Origin of the sequence: Marinobacter sp. (genome assembly GCF_041690615.1) — a bacterium.
GTDB lineage: Bacteria > Pseudomonadota > Gammaproteobacteria > Pseudomonadales > Oleiphilaceae > Marinobacter.
The window spans coordinates 1-13,655 of sequence record NZ_JAWLGY010000031.1 but is presented as its reverse complement, the minus strand read 5'-3'; the positions used below and the strand labels follow the sequence as shown (position 1 = coordinate 13,655).

Sequence of the window (13,655 nt, the reverse complement as noted above, 5' to 3'; positions counted from 1 at the left end):
TCCCCGATGGATATAGGTGATATGCGCCGCGATTTCGAGAGCGAAGGCCTCGACCGCGAGCACCTGGACGATGACCCGGTCCGGCAATTCGAGCTCTGGTTCAATGATGCCAGGAAAGCCGGTATCCTCGAGCCTAACGCCATGTCGCTGGCCACCACCGGTGCGGATTTCCAGCCGGACCTGCGCACGGTATTACTGAAATACTTCGACCATGACGGCTTTGTATTCTATACCAATTATGGCAGCCGCAAGGCCCGGGAGCTGGAAGAAAATCCGAAAGCCGCGCTGCTGTTCCCCTGGATAGGCCTGAACCGGCAGGTCATTGTGCAGGGCATGGTGACCCGGGTCAGTCAGACCGAGTCCCTTCGCTATTTCGCCAGCCGTCCCCGTGGCAGCCAGCTGGGCGCCTGGGTTTCCGAACAGAGCAAGGTGATCCGCTCCCGGGGCCTGCTGGAACAGAAAGTGGCCGAGATCAAGCGCAAGTTCGGGGATGGAGAAATTCCCCTCCCCTCCTTCTGGGGGGGTTATCGGGTAGTTCCCCGTCGCATCGAATTCTGGCAGGGTCGCCCGAGCCGCCTGCACGACCGTTTTGAATACCTCAGGAGCGACAATGGCTGGACCATCCAACGACTCCAACCCTGACCGTGCCAGCGTTTCCGTCTGGCTCGGCCGCCAGCCCCTGGAGCCCTACGACTTCCCGGACTGGCTGGGTGCCTACGAGCGTGAAGTCGCCTCGGGGATGGCCACCGGCCGGACGCTGGAGTTCGTTCACAGCCGCTGGCTGGTACGCCAGGCCCTGTATGGTGTCAGCGGCCTGGCCCCCCATCTGTGCCGCCCGGTACATGGGCGCCCGGTAGCCTCAGCGGAGCCCGAAGGCTGGCAACTGTCATTGAGCCACAGCCATGGCATGTCCGCCTGCGCCGTGTCGTCCCGCCCGGGGGTCGGCGTGGATATCGAGCCGCTTTACCGGGACATCAACTGGCGCCGGATCGTACGCCGGTGGTTTACGTCAGCGGAACAGGAATGGCTGCTGTCGCAGGCGGACCAGGATGCCTTTCTGCAGGTCTGGACACTCAAGGAAGCCTGGCTCAAGGCCACCGGCCGGGGCATCGCCAATAACCTGCAGACGCTGGAAGTCAGTGCCAACCTGGACCTCATCGGTGATCGGCCCGGCGAAACCTGGCATACGGCACTGACCCAGGCAGAGGGCTATATGATTGCCGTGGTCTGGCGGGATGAAAGTACGGACCGGGCACCAGCCCTCCACCTGGTTCATGGCAGCGATGAGACTCACCTGATACCTGCGGAGCTGGAACGACTGGCGGAGCAACCATGGATGATCTGCCCCATGACCCAGGTCCCGCCCGCGAATAACGCGGACAACTGAACGACCGGAGGAACCAGTACCATGGACCGGAATGCCGAACGATGCCCCTGGTGCGGCACCGACCCGCTCTATGTTGCCTATCACGACAAGGTCTGGGGGCGTCCGGAAACGGACGACCAGGCCCTGTTTGAAAAGCTCTGCCTGGACGGTCAGCAGGCCGGCCTGAGCTGGATTACCATCCTCCGCAAACAGGAGGGCTACCGGACCGCCTACGACCACTTCGACCCGGAAAAAATAGCCCGTTACGACGAGCGCAAGGTCGAGGCGCTGCTGGCGGACCCCGGCATCATCCGCAATCGCCTGAAAGTGGAATCCATTATCCGCAATGCCCGGGCGTGGCTGGCCATGAGGGACCGGGGCGAGTCCCTGAGCGGCTTCCTGTGGTCCTTTGTCGACGGACGCCCCATCCAGAACCGCTGGCAGAGCATCAGCGACGTACCGGTCACCACCGCCGAGGCTGAAGCCATGTCAAAGTCGCTGAAGCAGCGGGGGTTCAATTTCGTTGGCCCCACCATTGTCTACGCCTTCATGCAGGCCACCGGCATGGTCAATGACCACCTGGTGCACTGCCCTGCCCACCAGCCCTGTCGTGAGCTGGGTGAGGCCGACAGCTTTTTCTTGCCATCACACTGATCTTTCCCCTCGTTCACGGCGTAATTCCGGGTACTGGAAGACACCTTCACCCGATGGGGATATACCCGTGCGCATTACCCTTGCTGAGCTGTACAAGGCCGGAAACGGCCCGGTGACGCTGCTGGAAATTCTGTCCATTGAAGGACAAAAATACATGGCCCGTGTTTATCTTGGTGAGCAGACCCTGATTCTGTCCGACCCGTACGGCAAGACCCGGCTCTTCCGCAGCAGCTGGGAGGTGCTCGATACCCTCAAAGAGATCGACATTCAGCGTACCGACGTGGTCCACGCCTCCGCCTACAATGAGATGGCGGGCATGGAGCCCGCACCGGTGGATCCGCTGAGGATCCAACTCCAGGGGCAACCACAGTGATCTCCGTTGAAAGGCTGGCCATGCTGGTGGGGGTGGCCGGACTGATCCCCTTCCTGGCCGGCGTCATCGGCCTGCTTGTGATGCCACAGTACGCAGGCTGGCTAATTTCCTGGTTTCATATCTACAGTGCGGGCATCCTGGCCTTTATGGCGGGGGTATACTGGCCTGTGGCCATGCAGTTGGAGAACCGATGCTACCCGCTGTCTCCGGTGGTAACACTGGTCATCAGCCAGGCGCTATTCCTGGCAGGGGGGCTGGCACTTCTGCTGCCGCTGGAGTGGCGGGCCCTGGTCTACCCGGTGGCCTATGTGGCGTTATGCCTGATCGACGTACGCTGGCTCTACAACTACTGGCCCTTGTGGTACCGCCGCCTGCGGGTAGGACTCACCACCGTGGTGGTCTTCTGCCAGCTGGCGGTCATTGGCTGGATGTTCCTTCACCCATAGGGTGATTGATGCTCCGGGAGAAGGTCAGTTCCTGTAGCTTTCGAATGGCCCCCTTCTCGATCTGGCGCACCCGCTCACGGCTGATGCCCAGATCGTCCGAAATCACCTGAAGGGTATGCTCCGAATCCATCCCCAGGCCGAAGCGGCGGGTCAGCACCTCTTTCTCCCGGTGGTTCAGGTGGTCCATCAGCGCCCCCAGGGTTCGCTTGTGGTCATTGCCCTGCACCAGGGTAGCAGGGTCAAACCTTTCATCAGCCAGGGTTTCCCCCAGTGACGTATCGCTACCTTCACCGAGGGTCAGCTCCGTGGACAGTTCGGTAGCGGCATACCCCCTGATCTCACTGATCCGGGACGGATCCACTTCCATTTCCCGGGCCAGTTCGCTCTGGCGCGGCTGACGGGCAAGACGATGGTGCAAGCGCATGGTGACCGCCTGTAACTGGCGGATCTCATCAATGACATGGTCCGGCGCCCGCACCACCCGCTGCCCCCGTTTCTGGGCGCGCCTGACTTCTTCGGTGATCCACCAGTAAGCGTAGGTGGAAAAACGGAACCCGCGGGCGGGATCGAAGCGGTCCACGGCTTTTATCAGACCAATATTGGCTTCCTGGATCAGGTCCCCCATGGCCATGCCCGTATAGTCATGGCGACGGGCAATGTGAACCGCAAGGCGGAGATTACTGCGGATCAGGCGGTCCCGGCAGCCTTCCAGCAGTGCCCTCAGCCGGCGCCCGTGATTACCCGTGGGCAGCCCGGCATAGCAATCCCTGGCCTCACGGATGGTAGCGGGCACGCTACAGCCAGTGAGGTCAGAAAGCCGGCCGAACACACGGGACAGTCGGGCAGAAAGCCTCTGTTCCTGGGCTGGCGTTAACAGGTCATGACCCGATACATCCCGGAAATAGCGGGACACCAGGCTTTCGGAAAGGTCGTTCAGGGAGTCGTGTCGCATGGGCACTCCGCAGGGACCGTGTCACCGGTCCCGGTTCAGGATCTGTCAGTATTTACGGACAGTGAACCGGCACGGATTGCAGCTTACGGAGGGGAAAACGGTATCAGAATAACAGGAAGCGGGTCGCGACCCGGTGGGGACCGGCAGGCACCCGGCGCAATGCACCGGGTGCCCCGGTCAGGAGGCAAGACATCCTCCCTTACCGGCGGATGAAGCGACCGGTTCTATCCGCCGATAACCGCTTTACCTGGAGCAGGGCTTCAGGCCGCCACAATGGCGTATTCGTGGTTGTGGGGTTCGATAAGGGCACCGTGGAGGGCCACGATGGCCTTCTCGTAGTTGTCCTCGTCTACCACAAACTGGATGTCCACCTGGCGCATGCACTGGTGAACCGCCAGCACGCTGATTTCCTCGTCCGCCAGTGCTTTCACCGAGCGTGAGAGGATACCCGGCACTTTCATGTCGGAACCAATGGCTGACACCAGTGCTACCTTGCGGGTATTGAGTTCCGCGTTGGGGAAGGTTTCTTCCAGCGCCTTGACTACCCGCTTCACGTGCTTGAGGGTGCTGTCCACGTAATGGGTGATGGTGTTGGCATTGGTATCCTTGGACACAAACCGCACCTTGAAGCGGCTCAGTACTTCCAGGATCCGGCGGTCATAGCCCGGCTCGCCCTGCATGTCCTGGTCGAACACCTCAATGGCGAAGATACCCTTGGCGCCAGCGATGATTTCCACCCGGGGCTTCTCACTGACGTAATCGCCGGTGATCAGGGTGCCGGTGTGCTCAGGCTCGAAGGTATTCTTCACCCGCAGGGGAATCTCGTTCTGGCGCAGGCCCTTGCCCGCCCGGGGGTGGATGGCCTCCATACCGAGGTTGGCCAACTGGTCGGCCACATCGTAGTTGGTCCGACCCAGGGGCACCACCTTGTCGGCGCCAACGATGTTGGGGTCCGCGGAACTCAGGTGATATTCCTTGTGGATAACCGCTTCCCGGGCATTGGTAATTACCGCCACCCGACTGAAGGTCATCTCGCTGTAGCCCCGGTCGAAGGTGCGCATCAGGCCTTCCTTGCACTGGGCATAGCCGGTAACAATGGGCAGCTCGCGGGTCAGGTCGACGGCATCGAATGCCTGCTTGAGCTTTTCGTCCAGCGGCAACAGTTCGTTGTCGCGCCAGCCGGTAAGGTCCACAAAGCGGGCGTTGATACCCTCCTGCTGAAGCTTGAGGGCGGTATTGAAGGCACTGTGGGCCTCGCCGATACCCGCCAGCATCTCCCGCACGGTCAGCAGGTGCTCTTCCAGCTGAAACTGGCCGTAGGAGCACAGCCGCTGCAGGTCGATCAGGCAGCCCCGAACACCTTCGATACGGTCAGTGATGAACTGGTCGGCCTGCTGCTTAAGCATGGGGTCGACAAACAGCTCGCCGTTGATGTCGGTGAGGAACTTTACCAGCTTGGTAAGATCGTCACCCCAGGCCCAGTCAGACTCGGCATCGGCAAACAGGGCATAGACGCCCGGCTCACCGGTTTTCTTGTGCTCCAGAAGCTCGTTGGTCACGCCACCGTAGGCGGACACCACGAAGATGCGCTGATACAGGTCATCCTTGCTGCGATCTGCGATGATGATGTTATCGCGGACCGCCTCGTAGTTGCTCATGGAGGTACCGCCGATCTTCTCGACGGTATGCAATTGGCTAGTCATGGTGTTTCCGTCGTTATCCTGCAGAATGAATGGCCAGGGAGGTCAGCAAGTGCCCGCCCCGCGAGATTCGCAGTTTCCCGGGACTAGCCCGGGAAACTATCAAATCAACCAGCCGGGTCACTGGCGTCTTATGACGCTTCGCTGATCCCTTCCTGCATGATTTCGTCCACACTTTCAGCCAGAATCTTAGCACCTTTTTTCAGGTCGTCCTCACTGGTGGTCAACGGCATCAGGCATTTGATGACCTCGTCGTTGGGACCACTGGTCTCGATAATCAGCCCCTTCTCGAAGGCGCGGGACGTAATGGCATCGGTCAGCTCGGCGTTCTTTGCCTCGATACCACGCATCAGGCCGCGTCCCTTGACGTGGAACTCTCCCGGATACTTGTCACAGATGACCTGCAGGGCATCACCCAGAACCCTGGTCTTGGCCTTCACCTCGTTGGCGAAGGCATCGTCCTTCCAGTAGGTCTCGATGGCAGTGCGCGCGGTGACAAACGCCATGTTGTTACCCCGGAAGGTACCGTTGTGCTCACCGGATTCCCAGATGTCCAGCTCCGGCTTGAACAGCACCAGTGCCATGGGCAGACCGTAGCCACTGAGGGACTTGGACACGGTAACCATGTCGGGCTTGATGCCGGCAAATTCGAAGCTGAAAAACTCACCGGTACGGCCGTTACCGGCCTGGATATCGTCCAGGATCAGCAGCATGTCGTGCTTCCTGCACAGCTTCTCCAGGCCTTGCAGCCACTCGGCACGGGCAGCATTCAGGCCACCTTCACCCTGTACCGCCTCAACAATCACCGCAGCCGGGGTTTCGTAGCCGGAAGAACCGTCAGACAGCAGCTTGTCCATAATGGCCAGGCTGTCCACGTCTTCGCCCAGGTAGCCGTCGTAGAACATGAAGTCCACGTTGCCCAGGGGCATGCCCACACCACCACGGTGATGCTTGTTGCCGGTAGCCGCTACGGCACCGGTGGTAACGCCATGGAAACCATTGGTGAAGGAGATAATGTTGGTGCGGCCTTTCACCTTGCGGGCCAGTTTCAGGGCGGCCTCGACACAGTTGGTGCCGGTGGGCCCGGTGAACTGCATCTTGTAGTTCAGGCCCCGGGGCTCAAGGATGTACTTCTTGTAGGACTCGATGAAGTCGTGCTTGGCGGTGGTGAACAGGTCAAGGCCCTGGCTTACACCGTCAGACTCGATGTACTCCAGCAGGGCTTTCTTCAGGACATCATTGTTATGTCCGTAGTTCAGGGACCCGGCGCCAGCCAGGAAGTCCAGGTATTCCTTGCCGTCTTCGGTATACAGGTGCGCGTTCTTGGCCCGGTTAAAAATGACCGGAAAGGCCCGTGAATAAACGCGAACTTCAGATTCAACAGACTTGAAAATTTCCATTGTCTTGCCTCTTAGCATGTCAGGTTCGAGGTGGAAATGCGGATGCCGGACGGGTTCGGTCGCGACCGGCACACCGCACAGTTTCAGGGGCACTGAGGGGCAGGGGTTCCTCTTACCCCCTGCCGGCCCGTCAAACAAAAGCGATGGCGGTGCGATCACCCCTTGCGGGTGAAAGGACCTATGCGTAACAGGAATTCGGAATCGTGCTGGCCGCCGAAATGCATCTCTTTTTCGAAGTGCTCGTGGTATTTCACTTCCGCGCCCATGTCCCGGGCGAACGAGCGGAACAATGCCCACGAGGCTTCGTTATCGTCAGTGATCGTGGTTTCCATATGGGTAACGTTCTTGCACGCATCCCGCGCCACGATTTCCTTGAGCATTCTCTTGGCGAGCCCCTGACCTCGGCCTTTCTCATGAACCGCGACCTGCCAGACGAAAACCGTATCAGGCTGCCGGGGGGGGATATATCCGGAAATGAAGCCGACCAGTTCGCCGTTCATCTCCGCTGCCACAGCCGTATCGGCAAAGTGACTGCACTGCAGGAGGTTGCAGTAGATCGAATTGGGATCCAGTGGCGGACACTCTGCCACCAGCTGGTGAAGCCGGAAGCCATCATCCTTGACCGGTTTACGGAGGGTGATGGCGGTGGTATTTGAACCTTCGGTTGTCATGTTCAGTCTTTTCGCTGCAAACGTTAGTGGTGAATTATATAGACCACAAAATAAAAATCAACCGGCCGCCCGGTCAGAGGACCAGCCACACGCCTGCCCTGAACCATGGAGCGAAACCAGCGCTCTTTCATATTAGATCAATCTCTCACCGGTTCCAGTCAGACCCAGCAATTGTTTCACGGTGAGCGACGTCCCTTTAAGGATACGATGGCGATATGACAAGGCAGCGTCACTGCCCGGTGGCCACAGATGGTCAAACCGGACGATCCAGTCAGCCAGGGGAAAGTCTACCGGTACCAGCGCGCCGTGCAGCGGGAGCGGGTACTCAGGCCCCAGCCCCTCTGGTGCCGGGCTGGTCAGGGCCAGGCGGGCAATCAGACCCCGGGGGTCACCAAGCAGGTTCCCCATGCCCGCGGCGCCATTATTCAGGAACAGCCGGACACGGCCACCCACGGTCAGGTGACGAATCACGGGGAGGCAGGTATGGGTACTGACGATCACATCCGCATCGGTTTGCCGGAACCATTCGGCGAGCTGACCATCACCTGCCTGCGTGAGGGCCTCATGGGCCAGCCCCCAGCCGGCGAGGGACTCCGGATCACCATGCAGAATGACAACCTTTAGGCCTCCAAAGATCAGGCACCGATAACGGGGCAAGCCAGCAAGCCTTTCCTGCAGATCCGGGTGGTTTCCCGCCACCCGCTGCAGGCGCTCCATGATGCGATTGGAGCGCTCTACCACTGCGTCTTCCACGAAGTCGGGATACGCACAGCCACACCCGGCACCATCGCCGGGACGGGCCAGTTCGTATTCCACGTTACCGGTAATGGCATCGTGCGACAGCACCCGGTCATTGACGTCCCGGAAAAGCGCATCGTCGGCGTTGAACCAGTTGAAATCGCCGTTGAAGATCAGTTTTACACGCAAACCGCCTTGCTGCTCCCGCTCCGCCATGGCTTCGATTTCATCCAGGGCGAAGGGGTTTCCGTAGAGGCCGCCGATCACATAGAGCACATCGGCATCGCAGGCTTGCGGTGCCATGGTGAGCTGCTCCGGACGATACCGATAATGCAGGGGACAGCTGCGGCCTTCGGTCATGAACCCGCCCCGGTTGTAGCCAGCGAGCGACCCGAAAGGCGGCGCAGCACCAGTGGCACGAAGAACCCGGTGGTGCAGATCAGGATGCCCCAGGCATTGGTGCCCAGCAGCAGGGCGTAGGCACCATCGCCAATGGCCCAGGAGTCCGGTATCCAGCCGACGGTGAGCAGTACACCCAACCCAAGCCCGGTCCAGAAACTGAGATGGAAGCTCCAGGGCGACCAGCGGGTAAAGCCGTAGAACAGGAAAACCGGTGCCAGCCCCATCACCATGGTGCCGGAAATGGTGGTTGCCTTGAGAATGTCGGTACCGGCAAACATGGGCAGGTTGCCGAGGATGGCGAAGATGATCATCACCGCAGCGCCCACCTTCATACTAGGCAGGCGCTCGGCGGCCCGCCTGGCCAGTCTTGGCAGATCGACGGCGATGGACTTGGAGAACGAGGTGAAGGTGGAGTCCAGGGTCGATCCGGCGGAGGTCATCATCACCACACTCATCAGGAACAATGCCGTCAGTCCCAGGGCCTGGCCTACTGCTGCCGGGGCATTGCCACCGGCATCAATGCCATTGAGCCGTGCGTGTACACCCACCAGGCTGAAAATAAACACGGCCACAAAGCCGAGCAGGCCCGCGACCACAAAGCTCTTCAGCATGGTCTTTTCCCGGTTCACGAACCCCCGGTCGGTCAGTACCGGATCATGGAACGGATAGCTGAACAGCTGCAGGCCAGCCACCAGCAACAGATCCATACCGGCCTCCAGCCGGAACTCGCCGGTGGTGAGCAGGGTGCCCGCGTCGTTGGCAGGGATGATCAGGAACAACACCGCTGCCACAAAGAACACGAAGAGCACTGCCTGGATCACATCCGTGAAGATGGAGCTGCGCAGGCCGCCCTTGAGGCTGTAGGCGAGGGTGAAGGCGGTAAAGACCATGGCCGCCGTGTAGTAGGGCCATTCCCCGACATTGCCGAAGTAACCGCCCACGACCGCTGTATTGCTCCACACCTCGTTGTACAGGCGAATCAGGATTGCCGCCGCAAAGCTCAGCGCCGCCAGTCGGCCAAAGCGGGACGTAAGAAACTCCTGCAGGCTGCCCGCCCCGGTCTGGGTACGGATCAGGTAGATGATGTAACCGGCGACCGGAATGGACAGCCAGTAAGCGGCATAGGCCAGGCCACCGGTGACACCGTAGGTGGCGCCCAGATTGGCCGCGTTAGTCACGGACTTGGCGAAGATCCAGCTGATGAATATGGAAGCCGTGAGTGACCACTGACCTACTGGCCGTCCCTGATCATCGGCGCCTTTATAGAAGGACTCAGCGTTGCGACTCTTCGGTGACAGGGCATACATTACCACCCCGTAGACGATCAGAAAGCCCCAGAACAGGGTGGCTTCAGTGCCGGTCATTCCCGTTTTCCTCGGTTATCCAGGTATCGACTGTTTGGTCTGCATGACAGTTGGGGGGCGGAGCCTGCGGCGGGGGCCCCTTTCTCCGCTGCAATTCACGGGCCTTCCCTGGCCCGACCTTGCACTGCGCCATCCATGGCGCTGCTGCGAAAGGGGCCCCCACCACACGCTCTTCATACTCTGTGCGGGCCGCCCTTCAAGCTCTGACTCAGGCGGTTTATGTTGGTGCGCTGCAGCTGGCCCCAAACCGGTAGCAGGAAAAACACCGGTGATGCCGCAGCATAATGCGTTCATCCATACTCTCCGCCAGGGTGCCACCGAGGTCGTACTGCGGGTCATCGTCCACCAGGGTGCAGGCGAAAACCCGCACCTGGTCGTCCTTCTTCACCAGCATGCGGGTGTAGGTGCACATGAAGTGAGCGCGGCTTTCCCGGGTAGGGTATTTTTCCATGCAGTTTTCGGTGATTTCCGGGCTGCCATCGTCGGACCCCGGGGTACCCAGGTCGGGAAAAGCGGTAAAGGCCAGGGTTTCCGGAATGCCCCAGTCCCGAAAAATCGCCCGGAAGGCATTTTCCACCTGCAGCGGGTCCTCCATGGGATCGCTTTGCCGGGCAATGGACACCTTGAAACCCTGATCCACCAGCCAGCGGATGCCCTCCAGCGCCTTGTCAAAGCTGCCTTCGCCCCGGTCCACATCGTGGCGGGCCGCATCCGGATAATCCAGGCTGACCCGGAAATGGATCGGATGGGGGTTATCCAGCAGCGGCAGTACCTGGTGCCGCCGCTTCAGCAAGGGTTCGGTGGCATTGGTGAGGACAAAGCAGGGGCGGTACCGGCTGGCGTAGTCGAGAATATTCACGAAATCCCGAATCACAAAAGGCTCGCCACCGGTGAAGGAGAACTGCTCCACGCCCATATCCAGCGCTTCATGGATAAAGGGCTCTACATCGCTGAGCTTCATCCCCGGGATCCGCCCGTCTCCCGGGTGGGAGCCCTCCAGGCAGAAGGGGCAGGCCAGGTTGCAGGCGGTGCCGGTATGGATCCACAACTCCCGAAGACGGTCAGAGTCTATGTATCCGCGGGGGTCACCCTCCCGGGTGTGGGTCCAGCTGTCCCTGGCGCGGGGCTCCAGTACTTCGGTAACAGGTATTATTTTCTCGGCAGTCAGGGGCATAGGGGCTCCATGGCAACGAACGGTTATTGCTGAGACACGGCAACGGCCATTATGTTACAGGTTTATCCTGGGTACGCTGACTCTTGACAGCCCGACCACTCCCCAGGCGCCAGCGGTGAAAACGCGCCAGCCAGGCGAGCACCCCCTGGGGCGCATGGGCCTGTTTCCATTGGCCGGCGGCAAACTTGGCGGACTCGTTCCAGGTGGGATAGGGGTGAATGGTGCCCAGGATCTTGTTGAGACCGATGCCGTGTTTCATGGCCAGGGTAAACTCCGCCAGGATCTCACCACCGTGGGTGCCCACCACTACCGCACCAAGGATGCGATCCTTGCCCCGCTCCGTCAGCACCTTGATAAAGCCATGGTCCTCATCTTCAGTGATGGCACGGTCCAGGTCGTCCAGGCCGTAGCGGGTGACCTCGTACTCCATGCCCTGCTCCCGGGCCTCCGCTTCACTCAAACCCACCCGGGCCACTTCCGGTGATGTGAACGTCACCCAGGGCAACACCCGGTAATCCACCCGGAACCGCCGGAACTGACCGAACAGGCCGTTCACTGCGGCGTACCAGGCCTGGTGGGCGGCGGCGTGGGTGAACTGGTAGGGGCCAGCCACATCGCCACAGGCAAACACATTGGGGTAACCCACGGACAAGTCGTCCTCTACCGGGACGGTACCATTACCTCTGGGCTCGATACCCAGGGCTTCCAGGTTCAGGCCGTCAGTGTTACCCGCCCGGCCGACGGCAACCAGTACCCGGTCAAAGGGAATCCGTATCCGTTCGCCATTTTGGTCACACCAGGCGATGCGTTCGCCATTCTCCTCGGTGAATTCCACCGCCTTATGGCCGGTTCGCAGATCAACTCCCTCTTCAAGGAACTGCTGCTGAACCAGCTCTGCCACCTCATCATCCTCCTTTGCCAGTATCCGCTCGCCAGCCTCAATCTGGATGACCCGGCTACCGAGCCGGGCGAAGGCCTGGGACAGTTCGCAACCGATGGGTCCGCCCCCGAGCACCAGCAACCGCTCCGGCTGTTCCTGCAGGTCCCAGAGGTTCTCCGAGGTCAGCGGTTCCATATGCTCCAGACCGGGGATCGGAGGCACGAATGGCTTGCCGCCGGTGGCAATGACAATGCTGCGGGCGCTGAGCCGTTCCCGGCGCCCGTCGTTGCGGATTACGTCCACTTCCCAGGGGGAGGCAAAACTGGCACTGCCCTCAATCACATCCACGCCAAGACTGCGGTAACGCTCCGGGGAGTCATGGGGCTCGATCTTCCCGATGATCCGCTTCACCCGTCCCATGATGTTCGCAAAGTTGCCGGAAACCGGCACAGAGTCCAGACCGTAGCGGTCTGCATGCCGCAGGGTGTCAGCGGCTTTCGCACTGCGGATCAGCGCCTTGGATGGCACACAGCCGGTGTTCAGGCAGTCGCCCCCCATGTGGTCCCGCTCGATCAGCGCCACTTTGGCCTTCACGGCCGCACCTATGTAGGCCGAGACCAGTCCGGCCGATCCCCCACCAATCACCAGCAGGTTGTAGTCGAAGGAATCCGGTTTACGGAAGCCCCGGTATGCCCGGCGGCGCCGGATAAATCCCACCACGAACTTGGCGATGAGAGGGAACAGGCCCAGCAATGCAAACGACAGCAGCAGGTCTGCCGAGACAATATCGCCCATGCTGCTTACCTGCCCCAGCTGGGTTCCGGCATTCACATAAACAAAGGTGCCCGGCAACATGGCCAGCCAGCTGACCAGGGCATAGGTGCGCAGTTTCATCCCCGTCAGGCCCATGGCAAGGTTGATCAGGAAGAAGGGAAACACCGGCACCAGGCGTAGCGTGGCCAGGTAGAAGGCACCGTCTTTTTCGATACCCTCATCAATCCGGCGGATGGTTTTGGCATACTTGCGCTTCAGGGTGTCTCGCAACAGGAAACGGGCCACCAGAAAGGCCAGGGAGGCACCAATGGTTGACGCCAGCGAAACCGTTACCAGACCCACCAGATTGCCCAGGAAGGCCCCACCCGCCAGGGTCAGAACAGTGGCGCCGGGCAGGGACAGGGCGGTGGTGACCACGTAGACCAAGGTGTACAGGGACACCGCCAGCAGCAGGTTGCGCGTAATCCAGTCATCCAGCTGTACCTGATTCTGCTTCAGGTTCTCCAGAGTCAGCACATCCGGCCCACCCAGCGTGATAAAGGCCGCCACGAGCAGGGCAATCAGGGCGAGGACAATCAGTTTCGGTTTCGACATGGTCTACAACGTCCGGAAGAGAAATGACGGGTATCAGACACGGATACGGCCAATCTGTTACAGGGTAGCGCGCAATGGACGCCCGGGACACTGAGGCATACGCAATCCCGGGCCGTACGGGCCAGTCCGGGCAAAAAAGATTGTTTTGCCCGGCCAGATACGCCCGA

At 60.5% G+C, this 13,655-nt stretch carries 13 protein-coding genes; 5 read left to right on the top strand and 8 right to left on the bottom strand.

Going from position 1 to position 13,655, the window contains the following annotated elements; all coding sequences use genetic code 11:
- Positions 1–6 precede the first annotated feature (6 nt).
- From pdxH to ACESMZ_RS16155, 5 genes are all read left to right on the top strand, one after another.
- The gene (gene pdxH / locus ACESMZ_RS16175; protein WP_372958031.1) at positions 7–642 is read left to right on the top strand and encodes a pyridoxamine 5'-phosphate oxidase; all 636 of its coding nucleotides are present in this window, start codon (positions 7–9) and stop codon (positions 640–642) included.
- Positions 611–1,387, top strand: a complete 777-nt coding sequence (locus ACESMZ_RS16170) for a 4'-phosphopantetheinyl transferase family protein (RefSeq protein ID WP_372972973.1) — start codon at positions 611–613, stop codon at positions 1,385–1,387. Before pdxH ends, ACESMZ_RS16170 begins: the two co-directional genes overlap by 32 nt.
- 21 nt (positions 1,388–1,408) lie before the next feature.
- Positions 1,409–2,020: a DNA-3-methyladenine glycosylase I gene (locus ACESMZ_RS16165; RefSeq protein ID WP_372958029.1), complete on the top strand. Its 612-nt coding sequence runs from the start codon at positions 1,409–1,411 to the stop codon at positions 2,018–2,020.
- Between the two features lie 67 nt (positions 2,021–2,087).
- The gene (locus tag ACESMZ_RS16160) at positions 2,088–2,393 is read left to right on the top strand and encodes a DUF6482 family protein (RefSeq protein ID WP_372972972.1); all 306 of its coding nucleotides are present in this window, start codon (positions 2,088–2,090) and stop codon (positions 2,391–2,393) included.
- The gene (locus ACESMZ_RS16155) at positions 2,390–2,839 is read left to right on the top strand and encodes a DUF3429 domain-containing protein (RefSeq protein WP_372958027.1); all 450 of its coding nucleotides are present in this window, start codon (positions 2,390–2,392) and stop codon (positions 2,837–2,839) included. Before ACESMZ_RS16160 ends, ACESMZ_RS16155 begins: the two co-directional genes overlap by 4 nt.
- Here the strand turns inward: ACESMZ_RS16155 and ACESMZ_RS16150 are convergent.
- The 8 genes from ACESMZ_RS16150 to ACESMZ_RS16115 form a co-directional block, all read right to left on the bottom strand.
- Positions 2,811–3,791, bottom strand: coding sequence for an RNA polymerase sigma factor RpoD/SigA (locus ACESMZ_RS16150; protein ID WP_372958026.1), 981 nt, complete (start codon positions 3,789–3,791; stop codon positions 2,811–2,813). The genes ACESMZ_RS16155 and ACESMZ_RS16150 overlap by 29 nt on opposite strands.
- Positions 3,792–4,051: 260 nt before the next feature.
- Positions 4,052–5,494: an aspartate kinase gene (locus ACESMZ_RS16145; protein ID WP_372958025.1), complete on the bottom strand. Its 1,443-nt coding sequence runs from the start codon at positions 5,492–5,494 to the stop codon at positions 4,052–4,054.
- Between the two features lie 128 nt (positions 5,495–5,622).
- Positions 5,623–6,891, bottom strand: coding sequence for a diaminobutyrate--2-oxoglutarate transaminase (ectB, locus tag ACESMZ_RS16140; protein WP_372958024.1), 1,269 nt, complete (start codon positions 6,889–6,891; stop codon positions 5,623–5,625).
- A 155-nt stretch (positions 6,892–7,046) separates the two neighbouring features.
- On the bottom strand, positions 7,047–7,562 hold the full coding sequence (gene ectA / locus ACESMZ_RS16135; protein WP_372958023.1) for a diaminobutyrate acetyltransferase: 516 nt from the start codon (positions 7,560–7,562) through the stop codon (positions 7,047–7,049).
- A gap of 132 nt (positions 7,563–7,694) precedes the next feature.
- Positions 7,695–8,660: a metallophosphoesterase family protein gene (locus ACESMZ_RS16130; RefSeq protein WP_372958022.1), complete on the bottom strand. Its 966-nt coding sequence runs from the start codon at positions 8,658–8,660 to the stop codon at positions 7,695–7,697.
- Positions 8,657–10,066 carry a sodium:solute symporter family transporter gene (locus ACESMZ_RS16125; protein ID WP_372958021.1) on the bottom strand — a complete coding sequence of 470 codons (1,410 nt, stop codon included), beginning with the start codon at positions 10,064–10,066 and terminating at the stop codon, positions 8,657–8,659. The genes ACESMZ_RS16130 and ACESMZ_RS16125 overlap by 4 nt, the downstream gene beginning before the upstream one ends.
- 217 nt (positions 10,067–10,283) lie before the next feature.
- Positions 10,284–11,240: a radical SAM protein gene (locus ACESMZ_RS16120; RefSeq protein WP_372958020.1), complete on the bottom strand. Its 957-nt coding sequence runs from the start codon at positions 11,238–11,240 to the stop codon at positions 10,284–10,286.
- Between the two features lie 49 nt (positions 11,241–11,289).
- Positions 11,290–13,488: an FAD-dependent oxidoreductase gene (locus tag ACESMZ_RS16115; protein WP_372958019.1), complete on the bottom strand. Its 2,199-nt coding sequence runs from the start codon at positions 13,486–13,488 to the stop codon at positions 11,290–11,292.
- Positions 13,489–13,655 lie beyond the last annotated feature (167 nt).

What these genes read in the sequence shown, in the direction of transcription:
- pdxH (WP_372958031.1), top strand. Translation starts at nt 7, where the DNA reads ATGGATATAGGTGATATGCGCCGCGATTTCGAGAGCGAAGGCCTCGAC.
- ACESMZ_RS16170 (WP_372972973.1), top strand. Translation starts at nt 611, where the DNA reads ATGGCTGGACCATCCAACGACTCCAACCCTGACCGTGCCAGCGTTTCC.
- ACESMZ_RS16165 (WP_372958029.1), top strand. Translation starts at nt 1,409, where the DNA reads ATGGACCGGAATGCCGAACGATGCCCCTGGTGCGGCACCGACCCGCTC.
- ACESMZ_RS16150 (WP_372958026.1), bottom strand. Translation starts at nt 3,791, where the DNA reads ATGCGACACGACTCCCTGAACGACCTTTCCGAAAGCCTGGTGTCCCGC.
- ACESMZ_RS16145 (WP_372958025.1), bottom strand. Translation starts at nt 5,494, where the DNA reads ATGACTAGCCAATTGCATACCGTCGAGAAGATCGGCGGTACCTCCATG.
- ectB (WP_372958024.1), bottom strand. Translation starts at nt 6,891, where the DNA reads ATGGAAATTTTCAAGTCTGTTGAATCTGAAGTTCGCGTTTATTCACGG.
- ectA (WP_372958023.1), bottom strand. Translation starts at nt 7,562, where the DNA reads ATGACAACCGAAGGTTCAAATACCACCGCCATCACCCTCCGTAAACCG.
- ACESMZ_RS16130 (WP_372958022.1), bottom strand. Translation starts at nt 8,660, where the DNA reads ATGACCGAAGGCCGCAGCTGTCCCCTGCATTATCGGTATCGTCCGGAG.
- ACESMZ_RS16125 (WP_372958021.1), bottom strand. Translation starts at nt 10,066, where the DNA reads ATGACCGGCACTGAAGCCACCCTGTTCTGGGGCTTTCTGATCGTCTAC.
- ACESMZ_RS16120 (WP_372958020.1), bottom strand. Translation starts at nt 11,240, where the DNA reads ATGCCCCTGACTGCCGAGAAAATAATACCTGTTACCGAAGTACTGGAG.
- ACESMZ_RS16115 (WP_372958019.1), bottom strand. Translation starts at nt 13,488, where the DNA reads ATGTCGAAACCGAAACTGATTGTCCTCGCCCTGATTGCCCTGCTCGTG.